This is a genomic window from Kitasatospora sp. NPDC088548, assembly GCF_044753005.1.
Taxonomy (GTDB): Bacteria; Actinomycetota; Actinomycetes; order Streptomycetales; family Streptomycetaceae; genus Kitasatospora.
The window spans coordinates 187,800-208,112 of the sequence record NZ_JBIVMI010000009.1 but is presented as its reverse complement, the minus strand read 5'-3'; the positions used below and the strand labels follow the sequence as shown (position 1 = coordinate 208,112).

Annotated in this window: 11 protein-coding genes and 1 pseudogene; 7 read left to right on the top strand and 5 right to left on the bottom strand. The window is 72.8% G+C overall.

What is annotated here, in order from left to right; translation table 11 throughout:
- Nucleotides 1-209: 209 nt before the first annotated feature.
- Nucleotides 210-917, top strand: coding sequence for a DUF2278 family protein (locus tag ACIP82_RS14695; protein ID WP_400653643.1), 708 nt, complete (start codon nucleotides 210-212; stop codon nucleotides 915-917).
- Nucleotides 918-1,258: 341 nt separating this feature from the next.
- On the opposite strand, the gene ACIP82_RS14690 is transcribed toward ACIP82_RS14695, so the two are convergent.
- The 4 genes from ACIP82_RS14690 to ACIP82_RS14675 all read right to left on the bottom strand — a co-directional run bounded on the left by ACIP82_RS14690 (nucleotide 1,259) and on the right by ACIP82_RS14675 (nucleotide 4,571).
- Nucleotides 1,259-1,621, bottom strand: coding sequence for a zinc ribbon domain-containing protein YjdM (locus tag ACIP82_RS14690; RefSeq protein WP_363608841.1), 363 nt, complete (start codon nucleotides 1,619-1,621; stop codon nucleotides 1,259-1,261).
- A 144-nt stretch (nucleotides 1,622-1,765) separates the two neighbouring features.
- A complete protein-coding gene (locus ACIP82_RS14685) occupies nucleotides 1,766-2,467 on the bottom strand; it encodes a response regulator transcription factor (protein WP_363608839.1) in 702 nt (233 codons plus the stop codon).
- On the bottom strand, nucleotides 2,439-3,533 hold the full coding sequence (locus ACIP82_RS14680; RefSeq protein WP_363608837.1) for a sensor histidine kinase: 1,095 nt from the start codon (nucleotides 3,531-3,533) through the stop codon (nucleotides 2,439-2,441). The genes ACIP82_RS14685 and ACIP82_RS14680 overlap by 29 nt, the downstream gene beginning before the upstream one ends.
- A gap of 147 nt (nucleotides 3,534-3,680) precedes the next feature.
- The gene (locus tag ACIP82_RS14675; RefSeq protein WP_400653642.1) at nucleotides 3,681-4,571 is read right to left on the bottom strand and encodes a UbiA family prenyltransferase; all 891 of its coding nucleotides are present in this window, start codon (nucleotides 4,569-4,571) and stop codon (nucleotides 3,681-3,683) included.
- A 312-nt stretch (nucleotides 4,572-4,883) separates the two neighbouring features.
- Between ACIP82_RS14675 and ACIP82_RS14670 the strand changes: the two are divergent.
- The 6 genes and pseudogenes from ACIP82_RS14670 to ACIP82_RS14645 form a co-directional block, all read left to right on the top strand.
- Nucleotides 4,884-5,993: pseudogene (locus ACIP82_RS14670) on the top strand (2-isopropylmalate synthase); the annotation flags it as partial.
- A 70-nt stretch (nucleotides 5,994-6,063) separates the two neighbouring features.
- Nucleotides 6,064-8,808 carry an AAA family ATPase gene (locus ACIP82_RS14665; protein WP_400653641.1) on the top strand — a complete coding sequence of 915 codons (2,745 nt, stop codon included), beginning with the start codon at nucleotides 6,064-6,066 and terminating at the stop codon, nucleotides 8,806-8,808.
- A 133-nt stretch (nucleotides 8,809-8,941) separates the two neighbouring features.
- Nucleotides 8,942-10,684 (top strand): TIGR02677 family protein, encoded by a 1,743-nt coding sequence (locus ACIP82_RS14660; RefSeq protein ID WP_400653640.1) that lies wholly within the window; start codon nucleotides 8,942-8,944, stop codon nucleotides 10,682-10,684.
- The gene (locus tag ACIP82_RS14655; protein ID WP_363608829.1) at nucleotides 10,684-12,027 is read left to right on the top strand and encodes a TIGR02678 family protein; all 1,344 of its coding nucleotides are present in this window, start codon (nucleotides 10,684-10,686) and stop codon (nucleotides 12,025-12,027) included. The genes ACIP82_RS14660 and ACIP82_RS14655 overlap by 1 nt, the downstream gene beginning before the upstream one ends.
- On the top strand, nucleotides 12,024-16,256 hold the full coding sequence (locus ACIP82_RS14650; RefSeq protein ID WP_400653639.1) for a TIGR02680 family protein: 4,233 nt from the start codon (nucleotides 12,024-12,026) through the stop codon (nucleotides 16,254-16,256). The genes ACIP82_RS14655 and ACIP82_RS14650 overlap by 4 nt, the downstream gene beginning before the upstream one ends.
- The gene (locus ACIP82_RS14645) at nucleotides 16,253-17,530 is read left to right on the top strand and encodes a TIGR02679 family protein (RefSeq protein ID WP_363608825.1); all 1,278 of its coding nucleotides are present in this window, start codon (nucleotides 16,253-16,255) and stop codon (nucleotides 17,528-17,530) included. The genes ACIP82_RS14650 and ACIP82_RS14645 overlap by 4 nt, the downstream gene beginning before the upstream one ends.
- A gap of 439 nt (nucleotides 17,531-17,969) precedes the next feature.
- Here the strand turns inward: ACIP82_RS14645 and lysS are convergent, their stop codons facing one another.
- The gene (lysS, locus tag ACIP82_RS14640) at nucleotides 17,970-19,643 is read right to left on the bottom strand and encodes a lysine--tRNA ligase (protein WP_400653638.1); all 1,674 of its coding nucleotides are present in this window, start codon (nucleotides 19,641-19,643) and stop codon (nucleotides 17,970-17,972) included.
- Nucleotides 19,644-20,313: the final 670 nt, after the last annotated feature.

The following is a 20,313-nucleotide window of genomic DNA, read 5'->3' as shown; positions in this document are numbered from 1 at the left end:
ACGCGGCGCGGCGCCCGGCCCCTCGGGGTGGGCCGGGCGCCTTCGTCCGCCCGCCCTCCCGCCCGACGGCCTGGCCCTGTTCGCCGACCGCTCCGGAAATCCCTTGCGGCGTACGCCGGATGAACATCTGTCGATTCGCCCGTACCGGCGGCGGCCGGTACGGGATAACGGAGGGGCTCGCCCACCTGACCGGCCGAAGGACCTCATCGATGCCCATCAAGAACTACGGCGTGCTCGCCGCCACCGCCGTCGACCGGCGCCGCGAGGGCGCCACCGACACCCCGCACTACCAGATCCACCTCCGCGACGCGCACGGCACGCACTACCGGGCGGCGGTCAACGTCCAGTCGCAGCAGTCCCCTTCGGACCTGCTTTACATCGCCGTGGACGACTTCCGGCACCCGGTCACCGCGCTGCTCCCGGCGGCCGGCAGCGGCTGGACCGGCCTCCCCCCGAAACCGGGCACCGCCGCCCTGGACTTCGTCCGCGGCGGGCTCTTCGACCCGGCCGGCCTGCGCGTCCTGCCGCCCGACCGGCCGGGCGCCGACAACGACCTCGCCGACCTGCTCGACCGCCATGTGCAGCGCGCGATCCACGATCCGGCCGCCGCCGTCTACCTGTTCGGCCAGCGCTTCGGGCCCGAACCCGGGGTCCCCGACAAGGTGTTCGGCTTCCTGCCCGGCAACGGCGTCCACGACATCCACCTGAACCAGGGCAACAGCGGCCGCTTCCGCTCCGACGACGGTGTCTACCAGGACGGCGGCCTGCTGATTCACCTGCCCGCCGAGAACCGCTGGGTCGCGGTCTTCCTCGCCTTCCAGTCCCAGGCCTGGCGCACCGACGACACCACCGGCCACGCCCTCCCGGCGACCGTGCCCCACCCGACCGGCCCGAAACACCCCACCCGCACCCACTGAACCGGGACCGCCCCGCCCCGATCACTCATCCGGGTGAGCCCCGCATTCACCCGGAACGGGCGGGGCAGTCTCGTCCCGTGACCACAACCGGTAACCGCCCGAACCGTCGGGGCAACCCCCCCCCCCGCCGCCGGCGCCCCCGCCCGGCCCCCCTTCACCGCACCCCGACCCGGGCCCCGCCCGGTCCGCACCGGCCCCCCGGCCCGTCACACCCCCGCCGCCGACCCGCGCGACCGCGGTTTTCGGGTCGCCCCCCGCCCGCAATGCCGTGGCGATCGCCCGCAATGCAAAAATGCGGGCCAGGACGGCTCCTTACCCGCATTTCATGACGGCCGAATGGATCAGGCCTTCTTGACCACACTCGACTTGAGCTGCATGGGCCCGAATCCTTCGATCCTGCAGTCGATGTCGTGGCCGTCGACACCGTCGACCAGACGGATATTCCGTACCTTGGTGCCGGCTTTGATCCCCGAAGGGCTGCCCTTGACCTTGAGGGCCTTGACGACGGTCACGGTGTCGCCGTCGTTCAGCACATTGCCGACGGCGTCCTTGATCACCCGATCCCCGGAGCCGGTGGCGTCACCCGCGTCGCCACCTCCGGCGGGCACCCACTCATTGCCGCACTCCGGGCAGACCAGCAGAGCGTTCATCTCGTAGGTGTACTCACTGGAGCACTTCGGGCACGGGGGCGGGTTCTCGCTCATTCGTCCAGAATATCCGAACCCCGGCAAGGGCCCCGCCGCGTGGGCAGGTGGCAATCGCAGATGACGGCGGGTACGGGGGAAACGCTTCGTGGTCGTCGAAGCCGCCCTCGGCCTCGAATTCCGCCATGCCCCGGCCGCCCGCGCTCAGCCCGCCCGGTGGCGATGGCAGGACTGGTCGTGCGGAGGGGCGATCAGCGAGGCGCCGATCGCCTTGTTCACCGCGTCGATCCGGGAGACCGCACCCAGTTTGACGAAGATGTTGCGCAGATGGCGCTTGACGGTGGCTTCGGTGATCACCAGCCGGGTGGAGATCTGGCCGTTGCTCAGCGCCCGCGCGACCAGCTCCAGGATCTCCAGCTCCCGGGCGGACAGCACACTCTCCGTGACGCCCTGCATCTGGGCCAGGCTCTCCCGGGAGACGGCCAGGACCATCCGGTCCGAGCCGCGGTGGACGCTGCGGACCGCCGCGAGCAGCTCCTGGCCGTCCACGCTCTTCAGCAGGTAGCCCCGGATACCGGCGTTGATGAGCCGCCGGAGCAACTGCGGGCCGTCGTACATGGACAGCATGATGATCTGCGAGGACGGCGAGAGCGCCCGCATCCTGGTCACCGTGTCGGTCGGTTCGCCGTCGGGGAGTTCGACGTCCAGCAGGACGACGTCCGGCCGGTGCCGGGCGACCTGGGCGATCGCGTCGCCGCTGTTGGCGGCCTCGCTCACCACCACCATGTCGTCCTGCGACTCCAGGATCTCGCGCACCCCCTCGCGGACCAGCGCGTGGTCGTCGACCAGGGCGACGCGGGTGACGGCGGCCGCGGAGTCAGCAGCTCTGGCGTCGCGCGGGTTCATCGAGGAGCCGTCCTTTGAGAGGTACCGAGAGATCCACCCTGGTGCCGTTGCTCGGACGGCCGTTGACCAGCAGCCGGCCGCCGAGCAGTTCGGCCCGCTCGCGCATCGAGGACAGGCCGACGCCGGCGTCGGCCGGTCGCTCCTGCGGCAGGCCGCAGCCGTCGTCCTCCACCGAGGCCCGGAGCTCGTTGGGGGTGATCTCGACGTTCACCAGCAGCACTGTGGCCCTGGCGTGGCGCAGGGCGTTGCGGACGCCCTCGCGGAGGATCAGGAACACCTCGTCGAGCACCTCCGGCGGGGCCCAGGCCTCGTCCCCGTTCACCCTGAGCCGGGCCGTCACCTCGTCGGAGTCCACCGACTCCAGGTCGCTGAGCAGGGCCTTTTCCAGGCTCTTCAGCGGCTGGTGGGTGTGCAGGTCGGAGGTGACCGCGCGCAGGTGGTGCATCGACTCCTGGATGGCCTGCTGGGCGGTGGCCAGCTTGACGCTCGCCCGGTCCGGCTGCTTGTCCAGGTAGAGCGTGTAGAGCTCCAGCTGACGGTGGGTCACGCTCATCCCGTGCCCGATCCGGTCGTGGAGCTCACGGGCGATCCGGCGCCGCTCGTCGAGCTGCGCCTCGTGGATCTTGTCGACGAGTAAGCCGGTGTACGCGACCACCGACTCGCGGATCCGCAGGGTGATGCTGCGTTCCAGCGCCAGGGTGATCAGGGTGAAGGTGTCCAGCGGCCGCGGCCCCTGCGGCAGATGGCTGAATATCGTGGAGAGCGCCGCGTGGAAGAAGACCGAGGAGGCCTGGACGGACTCCCGGGGGTGCACCCCGTCCGCCGCCCGCGTCGCGCCGATGTCCCAGGCCAGCAGCTTGTACGTCTGGTCGACCTCGACCTGCCCCGCGCGCAGGCTGTTGACCACGTCGGCGATGATCTGCCGGGCGTTGACCAGGGCCTGGTTCAGTGAGACCGGGTTCTGCGCGATGGCATTGCCGACCGCCCGGAGCTCGGTCTCGTAGGCCTCGACTATCTCGGGCGTGCGCTGTTCGATCAGGTCCGCCACCTGTTGGCGAGTCGTCAAGGCTGCCTTCTCCAAACCGGTCACGTGCCGGCCCCCGTGTCGCCTTGGCCAAGCGGGGTCAAGATACCAGAACCCCATGGAAATTCGGGGGCATGAACATGGATTCAGCCAGTGGCCCTTGCCGGTCGAGCGTGTTCGAATCTTCAACTAACTCAAGGGTTTGGCCAGAATGGTGAGACCGAGGACCAAATGGGTAGCGTGCTGGGTCCACATGAAGGCCACGTACGGCCGGCGGCGCTGCGGACGCCCGCCGTGGTCGCGCAGCCCCCCACTGGTCGCCAGCACTCCGACGGCGCCGGCCAGCACCGTCACCGCGCACCAGAGCAGCCCGGTGGAGTACAGCCCCGCGAACGCCCCGAAGGCCAGTGCCACGCCCACCGCGAGCAGCCGCAGCAGCCGGGTCGCGCCGGCCACCCCGAAGGCGATCGGCCAGGTCAGCCGCCCGGCGTTGCGATCGCCCTCGATGTCGGAGAACTCCTTGGCCACCCCGCCGACTCCGCCCATCCACAGCGTCATCATCCCGGCGAACACCAGCAGCGAGTCGTCCAGCCCGTGCCCGCCGGCCAGGAAGCCGGCCAGATAGGTGGCCAGTCCGGCGGCCAGGCCGGTCGCGGTACAGGTGTAGTACGTCTTCTTCAGCGGGAACGGCGGGCCCGAGTAGGCGTAGCCGAGCAGCAGGTACAGTGCGGCGAGCACGCCCGGGCCCGGCCCGAGGGTGAAGGAGCAGCCCAGCCCGGCCGTTGAGAGCAGGACGGCCGCGGCTGTCGCGGTGCGGGCCGGCAGGCGGCCGTCGGCGATCGGCCGGGTGGAGCCGTTGCGGATGTCCTCGGGGCGGTCGGCCACGCCGTTGAAGAGGTAGACCGCGGTGGTGGCCAGGCACCAGCCCGACGCGCCGACCGCCACCCGGCCCAGGTGCGGGAAGCCACTCGGATCGCCGAGCACGGCGCCGGCCAGGTAGCGCAGCAGGAAGGCCAGTTGCACCGCCGGGCGGGCCTCACGGAGGCAGTTCCAGACGGTCTCTCGGATATGTGTCGCCACCGGTTTCCCCTCAAAGGCCCTGTCGTGCCCCGTCGTCGTCGGCGACGGGAAGTCGTCTTCCCGTTCCGAGTATGGGCAGCCGCACCGCAGGTGGTCCGGGCGTCGAGGAGGAGTGGCCCGAGGGTGGCCCGGCCAGTACTCCCTTCGATACCCCTCTGCTCATCCCTCCGGTGCGGATGGACCGACAGCGCTCTCCACACCGTTGTCCGGGGCTCCGGCGGCTCTCTAGCGTGAGCATGGCAGGGTCGGCCGCAACCGGCCCGGTACTTCCCGCATGCCCGCAACGGAAACAGTTGTGAAGGGAATCAGACTGTGAAGGCTGACCGGCTGCCCCGGCGCTACCAGGCGTTCGTTCCGATGACCCTGCCCGACCGCACCTGGCCGGACCGAACCCTCACCGCGTCGCCGCGCTGGCTCTCCACGGACCTGCGGGACGGGAACCAGGCCCTGGTCCGCCCGATGACACCGGCTCTCAAGCTTGCCATGTTCGAACTCCTGGTGGACCTGGGGTACAAGGAGATCGAGGTCGGCTTCCCGGTCGCGAGCCAGGACGAGTACGACTTCGTCAGACTGCTGATCGATCAGGACCGGATACCCGAGGACGTCCGCATCTCGGTGCTGGTGCCGGCCCGCGACGAACTGATCGAACGTACCGTCAAGAGCCTGCGCGGCGCCCGCGGCGCCACCGTCCACGTGTACAACGCCACCGCGCCGGTCTTCCGCGACCTCGTCTTCGGGATCGGCCGGCAGGAGTGCGTCGACCTCGCCGTCCGCGGCACCCGGTCGATGATGCGGTACACCGAGCGGCTGCCGGCCGGCTGCGAGGTCGGTTACCAGTACTCCCCGGAGCTGTTCAACGAGACCGAGCCGGAGTTCGTGGTCGAGGTCTGCGAGGCGGTGATGGACCTCTGGGAGCCCGGCCCGGGCCGCGAGATCGTGCTGAACTTCCCGGCCACGGTGGAGCGTTCGATGCCGCACGTGTTCGCCGACCAGATCGAGTGGCTGGACCGCAACCTCTCCCGCCCCGAGTACCGCTGCCTCTCGATCCACCCGCACAACGACCGGGGCACCGGGGTGGCCGCCACCGAACTGGCCCTGCTGGGCGGGGCGAAGCGGGTCGAGGGCTGCCTGTTCGGCGGTGGGGAGCGGGCCGGCAACGTCTGCCTGGTCACCCTCGGCCTGAACCTGCTGACCCGGGGCATCGACCCGGGCATCGACTTCTCCGACATCGACCGGATACGCCGGACCGTCGAGCACTGCTCCGGGCTGCCGGTCTCCCGCCGCCACCCCTACGGCGGCGAACTGGTGCACGCCGCCTTCTCCGGCTCGCACCAGGACGCCATCGGGAAGGGGTTCGCCGCGCTGGAGGCCGAGGCCGAGGCCGCCGCCGCCGAACCCGACCCGGCCCGGACCGCGGGCCCCGGCCCGGCCGCCGCCGAGCACCGCTGACCGGCCACCCCGCCCCACAGACGTACGAGAGGAAGCCTGAGCAATGATGCTGGTCGAACGCGATGAGCAACTGGCCTTCCTGGCCGGCCTGCTGGTCGAGGCGGTCGGGGGCCGGGGCCGGATCGCCGTGGTGAGCGGCCCGGCGGCCACCGGCACGAGCGCACTGCTGGACGAGTTCGTCGAGCAGGCGGCCGAGGCGGGCGCGCTGCCGCTGACCGCGGTCGGGTCGGCCGCCGAGGCCGGCCTCCCGCTCGGCGTACTGGGTCAGCTGCTGCGCGGTGCGCCGGTGCCGGCCGAGCAGCGGGCCACCGTCCGTGAGCTGCTCGCCGCCGATGTGGACGGACGGCATTCGGCCGCCCGGGACCTGAGCGCACTGCTGCTCGACCTGGCCGAGCGCCGGCCGCTCGCCCTGGTGGTGGACGACGTCCAGCACGCCGACCCGGACTCGCTGGCCTGCCTCTCCTACCTGACCCGCCGGCTGGGCCGCTCCCGGATCATGATCGTCCTCGGCCGTTCCGGCCAGGCCGCCCACCGCACCGCCGAGTTCCACCTGGAGCTGCTGCGCCGCCCCGGGTGCCACAGCCTGGTCCTGCCGCTGCTCACCCCCGGCGGCGTGGACCGGCTGGTCGCCGAGCGGCTCGGCCGGGAGGCCGCCGACCGGCTCGCCGCCGAGTGCCACCGGATCAGCGGTGGCAACCCGCTGCTGCTCACCGCCCTGCTCGACGGCCAGCTCGCCGCGGTGCGGGCCGGCGCCGCCGACGACGCGCTGACCGTCGCCGACGGCTACGGGCAGGCGGTCCGCAGCCTGCTGCACCGGAGCGCCCCCGGGCTGCTCCCGCTCGCGCAGGGCCTCGCCGTGCTCGGCGCCCCGGGCGGGGTCGGCCGGATGCTCGGCCTGGACGGCGCGGAGGTGGCGGGCGGTCTGCGCGAGCTGGAGGCGTGCGGCCTGCTGCACTCCGGCGACTTCCGGCACCCGGTCGCGCGGACCGCCGTCCTGCTCGACGCGGACCCCGGGCGCCGGTCCGAACTGCACCGCGGGGCCGCCGAACTGCTGTACGCGAACGGGGGCGCCGCGGCCGCGACGGCCGAGCATCTGCTGGCCTCGGGGCGGGTCGAGGAGCCCTGGACCGTCCCGGTGCTGGAGGAGGCCGCCATGCTGGCGCTGGCCGAGGGCCGGGTCGGCCAGGCCGTCGAGTACCTGCGGCTGGCCTGCCGGGTCTGCCAGGACGAGCCCCGGCTGGCCCGGATCAGGACCGCCCTGGTCCGCGCCGAGTGGCGGATCAACCCGAGCGCCCCGACCCCGCACCTCGCCGAGCTCACCAACGCCCTGCACCGCGGCCACCTGCGCCCCAGTGACGGCCTGGTGCTCGCCAAGGCCCTGCTGTGGCACGGCCGTTTCGAGGACGCCAGGGACGTGCTGTCCAGACTCGGCCTGGAGAACGGGCGGCACGACCCGGAGACCGCGGCCGAGCTGCGGACCACCCGGTCGTGGCTGCGCTGCTGGTACGCGCCGTTCCTGGCCTATGTGCCGTCCGCCGAGGAGGCTCCCGGCCCGCGCCCGAGGCCGTTCACCGCGGTCAGCCGGCGGCTGGAGGCGGCCACCGCGCTGGACTCGGTGCTCAGCAGCGGCCCGTCCGAGCAGGTGGTCGCCGAGGCCGAGCGGATCCTGCGCACCTCCCGGCTGGACGAGATGGGCATGGACACCGTCGAGTCGGCGCTGCTCGCGCTGACCTACGGCGACCGCGCCGACCGGGCCGCGCCCTGGTGCGACGGCCTGATCGCGGAGGCGATCTCCCGCCAGTCCCCGGGCCGCCAGGCGCGGCTGGCGACCATCCGGGCCGAGATCAGCGTCCGGCAGGGCGACCTGCCCGGCGCCGAGCGGCACGCCCGGCAGGCGCTGGAGATCATCCCGGCCGGCAGCTGGGGTGTGGCGGTCGGCGGTTCGCTGGCCAGCCTGCTGACCGCGCTGACCGCGATGGGCCGCTACGACGAGGCCGCCGACCAGCTCAACCTGCCCGTCCCGGAGGCGATGCTGCAGAGCCGCTACGGTCTCCACTACCTCCAGGCCCGCGGCCGGTACGAGCTGTCCACCGGGGACCTGAACGCCGCGCTCGGGGACTTCCTCGCCTGCGGCGACCTGATGGGCCAGTGGGGACTGGACGTGCCCGGCCTGGTCGCCTGGCGCGGTGAGGCCGCCGAGGCGATGCTGCAGCTGGGCGACCGCGAGGAGGCCCGCCGCCTGCTGGAGGAGCAGCTCACGATGTTCGGCCAGTCCGAGCCGCGGGCCCGTGGTGTGACGATGCGTCAGTTTGCCGCCACCTGTGAACTGCGCCAGCGCCCGGCCCTGTTGCGCAAGGCCGCGGACATCCTGCAAGAAGCCGGCGACCGGTACGAGCTCGCCCGGGCGCTCGCCGACCTGGCCAGGGCCTACCACGACCTGGGTGAGCTGCGCCGGGCCAGGCTCACCGCCCGCCGCGCCTGGATGCTGGCCGAGGAGTGCCAGGCCCGGCCGCTCACCCGGCTGCTGGGCGTGGAGTTCGGCTGGAGCGGTGGCGACCGGCCGGTCCGGGAGAGCGCCCCGGCCGTGGCCGACGCGGTGCTCAGCGACGCCGAGCGCCGGGTCGCCGAGCTGGCCGCCCACGGCCACACCAACCGGGAGATCGCCAAGCGGCTGTACGTCACGGTGAGCACCGTGGAACAGCATCTGACCCGCGCCTACCGGAAGTTGCGGGTCAGCTCGCGGGGCGACCTGCCCACGGCGATGGGCTCGCTGACCCGGGCCGGCTGACCTCCCGGCAGGGTCGGACAGCGGGACCCAAGGGCCGGACCGGGGTGTTCCGGCGGAGCTCGGCTCCGCTGGAATGCGTCCGATTCCATCGGTCGGGCCCGAATCGTCGGCGTCAGAGGCTACCCTCACCCGCATGGAGCAGCAGTCCCACCAGCCACGGAGTCACTCAGACGGTGCGGTGCCGCCGGAGGGCGGGGCCGACGAGGACCGGCTCTGGCAGCGTCTGACCGCGTACGCCTATCTGAGCGCGCCCGAGCGCCAGGAGTACGTGGCGGTCATGCGGGTGTTCTGCTCCACCCTGCTCGCCGATCTGGCGGTCCCGGACGTCCTGACCAAGCTCGCGGCGGACGGCGCCCCGACCGGGCCGCTCGACTCCGAGACGGTCACCGCCAGGCTGGAACAGCTGGTGAAGTGGGGCAACCTGCTGCGCAGCACGCACGCCGTCAAGGCGGCCAGCATCACCGAGTACCAGCGCTCGCGGGCGCGGTACCAGCTCTCGAAGCTCGGCGAGCGGGTACAGCGGGACGCCGACGAGGTGCTCGCGGGAGCGGATGCCGCCCGTGAGGTGAGCAGTGAGCTGCTCGCACTGGTGGACCGGGGGCTGCGCGAGCTCGTCTCCGCCGTGCGGCGGCCGGGCGGGGCCGATCCGCAGGAGGCGCTGGAGCAGGTCAGCACCCTGTTCGTGCAGTTCGCGGAGTTCGCCGAGTCCGTACGGGACTTCTACGCGTACCTCGGTCAGGTGCTGACCCGCTACGACCTGGACGGAGGCGAGTACCAGGGATTCAAGGGCCTGCTGCTCGACTACGTGGAGGCCATCACCGAGGACGTGTCCTTCCGGTCACCGAGGATCGCGGCGAGCCTGGCGGAGCTCTGGCCCGCTCTGCCGGGGCTGCTCCAGCGGATCGACGAGCACGCGGTCGGCCTGACCGGGCTCCCGTCGGGCCAGTCCGGAGCCCCGGGACCGTCCGGAGCCCCGGGGCCGGCGGCGACGAAGGTCCAGCGCAGTCGCGGGCGGGAGCTCGCGGACTGGGAAGGCCTGCGCGGCTGGTTCGTCGCCGCCGACGGCCAGGGCAGCCAGGTCGACCAGCTCCGGGACGCCACGCTCCGGGCCCTTCAGTCCCTCCTGGCCAATGCCAAGCGCATGCTGCGCTCGGCGTCGGGAGAGATGTCGAGGCGCCGGGACCTGCTCCGGCTCGCGGCCTGGTTCGACGCCGCCGACCCGGACGGCGCGCACGATCTCGCGGTCGCCGCGTTCGGCCTCTACGGGGCCCGCCACCTGGGGGTGGCACCGGACCCGGACGGGGCCGTGCCCGCCTACGTCAGCTGGTGGAGCGGGCCGGTCGCCGACGTGCCGGTGGCCCTGCGCGAGCGGGGGAGCCGTGCCCAGCGCGGCCGTACCGCCGCCGTCGAGGACCACTCCGCGCAGAAGCGGCGTCTGCTGGAGGAGGCCCAGGCCCGGGCGGCCGCCCGGCAGGCCGCGGCCGACGAACTGCGCAGCGCCTCCGGCCGGTTCGGGCAGGTCCGGCTGACGGCCGCCGCGATGGCGCTGCTGCTGGAGCTGCTGGCCTCCGCCCTCGGCAACGCCCAGCTGCGCCGATCCGTTCACGGAGCCGGTGGGGCGCCCGACTTCGCACTGGACGACATCTCCGCGGGCGACGCCGAACTGGACATCGGGCTGACCGCCCGGCGGGTCACCGGCGCCGCTTCGGTGCTGTACTCCGTGGACGGCGATCTGACGGTGGACGATCTGGAGATCGCGGTCACCGGGTACGGCGTTCCCGCCCTGCCGGGCCCCGCCTTCCCGGGCTCCGCCCTGCCGGGTCCCGCCTTCCCGGACGCAGCCCGGCCGACCGCCGCGGCGGAGGTGGGCGCCTGATGGTCCTGCCCTCCGCACACGATGTCGCCCTGGCCGCCGAGCGCCGGGCCGCCGCCCGGCTGCTCCTCGCTCACCCGCTGGTGACGGCCGACGGACCCCACTCCGACACCTTCCCCCTGATCCGGCGGCACGCGGACTGGCTCTCCCAGCGCTTCCAACAGGTGCTGGGATACCGGCTGCTGGTGGAGGCCTCGTTCGCCCGCCTGTTCAAAGCCGGGCTCGGCCCCGGAGCCGGCCACCGCCTGGTCCGTTCCACCGGTACGCCGTTCACCCCCCGCACCTACGCCTACCTCACCCTCGCCCTCGCGGTCCTGGTGACCGCACCCGAGCAGATCCTGCTGTCGCACCTGGTGGCGGACCTGCGCGCGGCAGCGGTGGACGCGGGCCTGGAACTCGCCGACACCGGCCGGCAGGCCGAGAAGCGGACTCTCGCCGCCGCGCTGCGACAACTGGTCGACTGGGGCGTGCTGACCGAGACCGAGGGCAGCGTCGGGTCGGTGACGGAGGAGCTCGGGGGCGAGGCACTGCTGACGGTGGACCGCGAGATCGCGAGGTCGATCACCGCCGGCCCGCTGGCGCGCAGCCGCGACGGCGCCGACCTGATCCGGCGCGCCGCCGATCCCGGGTTCGGCGGACCACGCACCTATGTGCGGCGGCGCCTGGTCGAGACACCGGTCGTCTACCTCGACGATCTCACCGACGGTGAGCGCGAGTGGCTCCGCACCCGACAGCGCAGGGAGGCACAGGCCTTCTCCGAACTGCTGGGCCTGGAGGCCGAGATCCGGGCCGAAGGAGTCGCCCTGGTCGACGCGGACGACGAGTTGACGGACCTCCCCTTCCCCGGCACCGGGACGGTCGCCCAGGCCGCGCTCCTGCTCGTGGAACGGCTCGTCCGCCACCTCCGGCCCGAGCACGCCGGCCACCCGGCCGTCGGCGGCCGGCTGGCCATCGGCGTGCCCATCCCGCCGGGGCTCCCCGACGAGATCCTCCGCGATCTGATCGAGGAGTACGGGCGGCGCGGCAACTGGCAGCGCGGCTACCTGGACGACCCGGCCGCACTGCGCGCCGACGCGCTCGACCTGCTCACCCGGATGCGGCTGGTCGCTCCCGCGGGCCCGCTCCGCTCCGACGGCCACGGAGTCCCGGAGGACTACGGGACCGGCTCGTCGGACGGCAGACCCGTCACGGAGGTACTGGCCGCACGCGGCCACCCCGCCGGCGGCCAGGTGCTGCTCGCCGCGGCCGCACGCTACGCCACAACCGTCTCGGTCCGGCAGACCGAACGCCCGCCGGCCGGCACCGGCCCGAAGACAGCACCGATTCAGGAAGACCCGACCTCGTGAGCCGCCAGTCCGCGCCCGCCGCACCGCACGACCACGCCACCCACCGCTTCCGGCTGCACCGGGCCGGCATCCGCAACGTCTGGCAGTACGACGAACAGGAGTTCCGCTTCGGCGACGGACGGCTGCTGCTGCGCGGCAAGAACGGCGCAGGGAAGTCCAAAGCCCTGGAGATGCTGCTGCCCTATCTCCTCGACGGCGACGCCCGGGCCCTGGACGCCACCGGAACGGGCCGCACCACCCTCGCCTGGCTGATGCTCGACGGCTTCGAACAGACCAACCGCATGGGTTATCTGTGGGTCGAGTTCCGCCGCACCGACGACGAGGGCACCGAGCGGTTCCTCACCGTCGGTGCCGCCGTCCGCGCCTCGAAATCCACCGGCACCGCCAAGCCGCACTTCTTCACCACCACCCGACGCGTGGGCGAGGAACTGCTCCTCGCCGAGGCCGGGCAGCCGCTGCCGCTCGACCGGCTGCGCGCCGCCGTCGGCGCGGAGAACGTCCTGGAACGGCCCGCCGACCACCGGGCGAGAGTGGCCCGGGACCTCTTCGGCCTCACCGACAGCGCGCGCTACCGCAACCTCACCCAGCTGCTCCACCGGCTCCGCCGCCCCACGATCGGCGACCGCATCGAGTCCGGCGGCCTGGTCACCGTCCTCAGCGAGACCCTCCCCGCACTCGACGAGGACGTGGTCGAGAAGGTCGCCCGCAACCTCGACGACCTCGACAGCGTCCGCGACGACCTCGGACGGCTGGAGAAGACCGACGCCGCGCTGCGGCACTTCCTCGGCGGCTACCGGGGCTACCTGCACGGGGTGCTGCGCCGGCGTGCCGGCGCCGTCGACAGTGAGCTGGACACCCTCGCCGCCCGGCGTAGAGCGGCCGGCGAAGCGGCTCAACTCGTCGGCGGGCTGAGGGCCGAGGAGACCGCGGCCACGGAGATCCGGAACCAGCTGCGCACGGAGCAGGAGGAGGCCAGGGCCGACCTCGCCGCCCTGCGCCAGAGCACCGGCTACCGCAGCCTGCAGGAACTCGGCGAGCGCCGCCGGACGGTGGAGGCCGTGCGCGTCGCGGCCTGGACGGCGTTCGAGATGCTGCGGGTGGCCCACGAAGGGGAGCATGCCGCCGGCGCCGCCGTGTCCGCCGGAGCGGAACGGGTCGGCACCGGGCTGCGCCGACTGGGCGAGTCACACCGGGAGCTGCGCGACGCGGCGGAGAGGTCCGGCATCGGTCCGGCTCACCTGGGAGAGCCGGCCGCGGTCCCGCCGGTCGTCCTCACACCCGCCGGCGAGGAGGAGATCCTCGATCCCGACGGCGTCGCCCATCCGGTCGGCCGGGACCGGGTGGCGGCGTACGACACGGTGGCGCTGGCAGGGGAGCTGCGGCGGTGGGACGCGTCGCTGGCGGCCGCGGAACCGGTCGCCAAGGCCAGGATGAGAACGGTCGGCGAGCTCGCCGGTCTGCTGGCCGAGTCCCGTAACGCCGCCGTCGCGGCGCGCGACGCGGATGTGGAACGCGAACGCCTGGGCGAGCAGGCCGAGCAGGCCACCGAGCGGGCCGGGCAGCGCCGCCGGGCGGTGCTCGCAGCCGGCGACGGGTACGCGGCGCAGGTCTCCGCCTGGGCGGAGCGCCTGGAGCGCCTGGCCGGGGTGCCTCTGGACGATGTCCGCGCGGTGGTCGCGCGCGATGAGTCCAGCGACGGGTCCGGCGACGGGTCCTTCGCCGACCGCGCGCTCCCCGCCGAGGTCTGGGAGGACGTGGCACAGACCGCCGAGCGGAGCGTCAACCCCGTCCTGGACAGGCTCGCGGGGGAACGCGACCGGACGACCCCCCGGGTTCACAACCTGTCCCTCACGCTCGACGCCCTGGTCCGTGAGAAGCGCGAGTGGGAACAGCGGACGGACCCGGAACCGCCGCGCCCCGCGCACCGGGGCTCCGCCCGGTCCGGGCCGACCGGAGCACCGCTGTACCGGGCCGTCGACTTCGCGGACGGCCTGACCGCACCGGACCAGGCCGGACTGGAGGCGGCACTCGAAGCCGGCGGGCTTCTCGACGCCTGGATCACCGCCGAGGGCGCCCTGCTCGACCCGCTCACCCAGGACACCCTGCTCCGCCCCGGCGCCGAGGTCACCGAAGGGCCGACCCTCGCCGCGGCGCTGCGCCCGGTCGTCGCACCCGGCAGCGCCGTGACGGCCGGCCGGATCGAGGCCCTGCTGGCCTCCATCCACCTGGTACCGGCCGGCACGCCCTTCGACGCGACCGCTCACAGCGCGATCAGCCCCGACGGCCGGTGGCGGCTCGGCGTCGCACAGGGCGCGTACACGAAGGCGCGGGCCGAGTACGTCGGCGCGGAGCAGCGGGCCGCCACCCGCCGCCGGCACATCGCCGAACTCGCCGACCGCATCGCGGCCGCACAGGACGCGCTGGCCGAGGAGGAAGCCCGCCTCAACGAGCTGTCGGAACGGCTCGGCGCGCTGACGACCGCCCTCCGTGACCTGCCGCGAACCCGGCCGCTCACCGATGCCTGGGCCCACCTGGCCGCGGCCGAACTCGCCGAGGACGTTCTCGTCCAGGCCACGGCCAGGGCGGCGACGAAGGCGGCCGAGGCCCGGGCCGCGAGCGTGGCGGCCCGGCGGCAAGCCGAGGCGACCGCCACCGCACACGCCCTGCCGGTCGACCCGGCCCTGCTGGACACCGTGCGCGACGCCCTCCGCGACCTGACGGCCGGCACGGTGCGCCTGCGCCGCGACCTCCTCGCCGCGGCGCGGACCGTGACCGACCACCGGGCGGAACGCGACGGCTTCGAAGAAGCCCGTACCCGTCGCTCGGCCGCGGACTCCGCCTATGCGGGGCGCCGTGCCGACCTGACCGAGGCCCGGCGCGAGATCCGCACGCTCGAGGAGACCGTCGGCGCCTCCGAACAACAGCTCCTCGCTGCCGAGGACACGATCCGCCGCCGCCTCGTGGCCGCCGCCGACCAACTGCCCAGGGCCGAGGCCAAAGCGGCGGACCTCCACGACGAGCGGGTGCGGGCCGAACAGGACGAACACGTCCGCCGCAGCGACCTCGCGACCCAGGAGACGGCCGTGATCCACCGCGGCCGGGAACTGCGCACCGCGCTCGCGGCCCCCGAAGTCCTGCGCGGCGCCGGCCTGGCCGACCGCACCGCCGAACTGACGACACCCGACCCGGCACACGACGACGCGCGCACCCGGCTCAAGGCGCTGCGCGGACTCCTCGACCACCTCCGCGGCTCACTCGATCCCGAACGACGCGACATCTCGGACACCACGCTGCTCAACCGCTTCAACGACCTGCGCGACCAACTCGCCGGCGGCTACGACGCCGCGCTGGAGGAACCCGACGGAGTCAAGGTCTGCCGCCTCGTCGACGACACGGGGCAGCACGACGTCGCGCTGGTCGGTGAACGCATCGCCGCGCAGGCGAGCGAGGCCCGGGCCCGGCTCACCGAGCGCGAACGCGACGTCTTCCAGCGCTTCCTCACCGGAGAGCTCGGCGACAACCTCTCCAGCCAGGTGCTGGCCGCCGGAGCCCTCGTCAACGCCCTGAACGACACCCTTCGTTCGGTCCGCACCTCGCACGGCCTCGGCGTCGAACTCGACTGGCGGCTGGCCGACACCGTGGACGCCGACGTCCGGGCGGCGGTGGAACTGCTGCGCGGCCCGTCCGGTCTGCGGACCCGTGAGCAGTCCGAGCAACTGCGCGAGGTGCTTCAGCGGCGCATCGAGGACGCCCGCCGGGCCGACCCCGCCGCCGGGTACGCCGCCCACCTGCGGACCGCGCTCGACTACCGCTCCTGGTTCACCTTCCAGCCGTGGGTCATCGACGACTCCGCGGCCGTCCGCAGACGCAAGTTCACCGGGCGCACCGGCCTGAGCCAGGGCGAGCAGCGCGTCCTGTCCTATCTGGTGCTGTTCGCCGCGGCGGCGGCCCACTTCACCACCCTCGCGGAGTCGGCCCCCCAGGCCCCGCGCCTCATACTGCTCGACGACGCCTTCGCCAAGGTCGACGAGCCGACCCACGCCCGGCTCGGCCGCATCCTCGTCGACCTCGACCTGGACTTCGTCCTCACCAGCGAGCGGCTGATGGGCAACTGGCCCGACGTGCCGTCCCTGCACATCTACGAATGCCTGCGGGACCCGCACCACCGGGGCGTCGCGACCCTCCACTACACCTGGAACGGCCGCAGCCGCCGACTGGTGGACGTGTGAACAGCCCCCGCGCGCTGCCCGCGGAGGTGAGGGACTGGCTGTCGAGGCCCGGCCTCGCGCGGCTGTGGGCCGCCGTCCGCGCCCGGCTGGAACGCAACGGCCTCCAGGCCACCGGAAGCATCCGCCTCACCGGGCTCGACCCGTCGGAACGCGAGGCGCTCTCCCTGCTGCTCGGCCGTCCGGTCACCCGCACCGAGGCCACCGTACGGCTCGCCGACCTGGACACCCGCCTGCGCGTCACGGCGGCCCAGTGCGGCCTGGTTCACGCGGCCGGCGAACTCGGCGGCCCCCTCACCGACCGTCGCGCCGCCCGCGCCACCGTCCACGCGCAGCGCGCCGACCTCTGGGAGTCGGCGGCGGGCACGCTGGCCTCCTCCCCCCTCGCCGGCCAGGAGTGGGCGGACCGCTGGCTGACCGACATCCGCCGCGGCGGCACCCCGGGCCGTCTCGGGCACGAGGACGCCAAGGACCTCCTCCGGCAGGCGATCCACGTCCTGGGTCTGCTCCTGACCGGCGGGGACGCCGCGGACCAGCCCCGCGGGCGAGGCGAACTCGCCTCCCTCGTCACCGGCACCGCACACGGTCTCGACGACGACACCCTGCTCTCCCGGTTCGTCCTGCGTGGCATCGCTCTCGCTCACGACGAACCGCCGCCCCCCGACGCCCCGAGCCGCCGCTCCCTCTGGCGCCTCGTGTCCGTCTCGCCCGACGAGGTGTCCAGCACCGTCCTCACCTACGGCCTGCGCCCCGTCTCCAACGGCTGGCGCGAACGGGCCCTGCGCGAGCGGGCGGACCACCACACCGAGACCCACCTCACCCTGCGGGAACTCCGCTCCCTCGACCCCGCACCCGCACCGGGCACGCGGATCCACATCTGCGAGAACCCGCGGGTCGTCGAAGCCGCCGCCGACGCCGCCCGCACGGCACCACTGGTCTGCACCTCCGGGAGCGCGGCCACCGTCGTCCTCGAACTCCTCGACGCGCTCGCCGCCGCCGGCTGCGAACTCGCCTACCACGGAGACTTCGACTGGCCGGGCATCGCCCTCGCCAACCGCCTCATCCAGCGCTACCGCGCCCACCCCTGGCGCATGACCGCCGCCGACTACACCCACCTCGCCGCCCACACCCGCGCCCAGGGCAGCCCGCCCCTCCCACTGTCCGGCCCACCCGTGCCCGCGACCTGGGACCACTCCCTCGCTCCCGCGATGACCACCCTCGGCACCGCCCTGCACGAGGAGTCCGCCCTGCACCTGCTCCTCGACGACCTGACCTGACCTGACCTGACAGCCCGTCCGGCCTCTGTCTCCTCCGTGGCCTCCACCTGCTCGGCGAGGTAGTCGACCAGCGATGCCCCAGAGGTGATGCCGCACTACCGTCTTCGCCCAGGTTGTCGGGACGCTGCGCGAACAGGGCCAAGAGGTACACCACTTCACCCTGCTCGCCGACGCCGCAACCATCCGGGACCGCCTCCGCGCCCGGGGCGAAGGCCCGGACAAGTGGGGTGAACTCAGCTGGGAGGGCCTGCAGGTCGAACGCTGCCTTGCCGCTCTCTCCGAGCCCCTCTTCGCGACGCACCTGGAGACCGCAGAACGCAGCGCCCGGGCCGTAGCAGACGAGATCCTCAGCCTCACCGGCCTCCGCCGGTCCCCCGGCACTGTGGCGTAGGAGCGAGTGGAGACGGGGCGGGGCCATGTCGGACCCCGCCCCATCGAATCATGCGACGGTCAGCAGCGACCTGATGCGTTCCGCGCCGAGGGCCAGCAGGAGCGTGGGAAGCCGCGGACCGGTGTCCCGCCCGACCAGCAGCGTGTACAGCAACGAGAAGAGCGCACGCTGAGCCGTCTTCAGTTCCGGCGTCGCGGGTACGTCCAGCTCCAGGCCGGCCTGCAGCTTCGGCACCCCGTAGACGAGGGCAGTCAGCCCGGGCAGTGACCAGTGCTCGTCCAGCCCGTCGATCAGGAGCTTCAGCGCCTCGCGTTCGGCCGGCGACAACTGCTCCAGCCTCGCGAGGTCGGGCTCTGTCCGAACCTGCGTGCGCTCTTCGGCCGGAACATAGCCGGTCACCCAGGCCTGTGCGCGGTCGAGCCGAGGTCGGGCCTGGTCCAGGTCTGCCAGCGGCGTCTCCGCAGCGAAGTCCCGGAGGATGCGGAGCGTCTGCTCCTCGTCGCCGGTGGTGATGTCCACCACCGAGGCGAGTGTCCGGAACGGCAGGACCAACTCGGTGGTAGGCAGTGTCCGAGTCGCGGAACCGATCGACCGCTCCCTCACCGCCAGTTCCGTCGGCTCGGCTTGCCCGGCGGCGGCCTTACGACCGAGTGCGTCCCACTCGTCGTACAGCCGGTTGACCTCCTGATCGAAGGCCACGGTGATCGCCTGGTTCGGCTTCCGCCGGGCGTACAGCCACCGAAGCAGCGGTGCTTCGAGGATCTGCAGGGCGTTGGTGGGCGTCGGAGCACCGCCGGCCGATCCGCTCAGCTTGGCGGCACCGCTGATGCCGACGAAGGAGTATCCGAGGTAGGTGGGGGGATGGCCGCTGAAGACCTCCCGCACCAGCTGGGAGCCGACGGTGAAGCTTGAACCGGGGGAGGAGTGGTCGACCCCGCCGGCCTCGAAGGTGACGCCTTCGTGCGCCCAGCGCATCGGCCAGTCGACCTTCCAGACCAGCTTGCCGCCATTGCCCTCGGAGAGCGCGGAGCCGTCGCTGTGGCCGCACTGGCAGGTGTAGCGGATCTCGGTGCTGTCCTCGTCGAAGGAGCTGATGGCCGTGGTGTCCCGCCCGCATGCCGCGCAGTACGGCTTGTACGGGTAGTAACCACTGTCGGTGGCTCCCTCGTCGCTTTCGTCCTCGTCCACCTCGGCTTCTGCGGCCTGCGCCTGCTTGGTGCGGTAGCGGCCGAGGACGGCATCGATCTTCTCCCGGTTCCGCATCGCGTGCAGGATCTGCTCGCGATAGGCGCCTGAGGTGTACATCTGCGTCTGGCTGATCTCGGTGACTTCGACGCCTAGGTCCGCGAGCGCTGCCCGGAACGGACTCTTGAAGTGTTCCGCCCAGTTCTCGTGCTCACCGCAGGGGTCCGGCACGGCCGTCAGGGGCCGCCCGATGTGCTCGGCGAACGAGGCCGGAAGACCCGCCGGGACCTTGCGGAGCCGGTCGTAGTCGTCCCACGAGAGAATGTGCTCGCACTCCAACCCGCGCCGTCGGATCTCATCGGCGACGAAGTGCGGAACCATGATCTCCCGCAGGTTGCCCAGGTGGATCGGGCCTGACGGGCTGATCCCGGAGGCGCACACCAGGGGCGTACCAGGGCCGCGGCGTTTGCCCTCGGCGACGACCTGGTCCGCTGCACCGACCACCCAATCGCCCTGCTTGACGCCGGCCACTGTCATGCCTCCTGTCGATATGTGCTGCATGAACAACCAGAAGAATACGGGCTGCCAGGGGTTCGGCGAACCGCCCGCCACTCGGACGGCTCTTGACCATTCTGGCCGTCAGAATCTGTCAGCAGCAACATAATTGGAGTTCCCGAGCGGAACGCATGACCCGCAAGGCGGTGGCATGCCGGCCTGAGCAAGATTCGTTCCGAAGGGGGTTGGGTGGTGGCCGAGATGAGTGGACGCCACTGCGGGGGGTGCCGGGCGCTGTTGAGCCGGTACAACTCCGGAGAACGATGCTCTGCATGTCTCGGGCAGGTGCGGGTCGAGGAGGCGCTCTGACAGGACGCCCGGATCGTCGAGACCGTGGCGGGTTGGGACGTCGGCACCCTTCGCGCGGCTCCTCCGCAAGGCGGTGAACGCCGACAGGTCCACCGCGGCCAAGGCCTCTTGCGCCGGGGTGCGCGAGCTGGCCGATGAAGCCGAGGACTTCGACCTGATGGCGTGGGTCCGAGAGACATCTGCGGCTGGGAGGTGTCGGCGAACGTTCGGCATTGCTCGCCGGGCTACACGATGGCCCGGTGCGGGCACTGTCGTGAGGACGGGGCCGGAAAGCCGGTCGCGAGCAATGCTGGCAGGGTTGACCTGTCTGCCCCGGTCTCACAGGGGATTCGCCGGGCGGTTG

What these genes read in the sequence shown, in the direction of transcription:
- ACIP82_RS14695 (WP_400653643.1), top strand. Translation starts at nt 210, where the DNA reads ATGCCCATCAAGAACTACGGCGTGCTCGCCGCCACCGCCGTCGACCGG.
- ACIP82_RS14690 (WP_363608841.1), bottom strand. Translation starts at nt 1,621, where the DNA reads ATGAGCGAGAACCCGCCCCCGTGCCCGAAGTGCTCCAGTGAGTACACC.
- ACIP82_RS14685 (WP_363608839.1), bottom strand. Translation starts at nt 2,467, where the DNA reads ATGAACCCGCGCGACGCCAGAGCTGCTGACTCCGCGGCCGCCGTCACC.
- ACIP82_RS14665 (WP_400653641.1), top strand. Translation starts at nt 6,064, where the DNA reads ATGATGCTGGTCGAACGCGATGAGCAACTGGCCTTCCTGGCCGGCCTG.
- ACIP82_RS14660 (WP_400653640.1), top strand. Translation starts at nt 8,942, where the DNA reads ATGGAGCAGCAGTCCCACCAGCCACGGAGTCACTCAGACGGTGCGGTG.
- ACIP82_RS14655 (WP_363608829.1), top strand. Translation starts at nt 10,684, where the DNA reads ATGGTCCTGCCCTCCGCACACGATGTCGCCCTGGCCGCCGAGCGCCGG.
- lysS (WP_400653638.1), bottom strand. Translation starts at nt 19,643, where the DNA reads ATGACAGTGGCCGGCGTCAAGCAGGGCGATTGGGTGGTCGGTGCAGCG.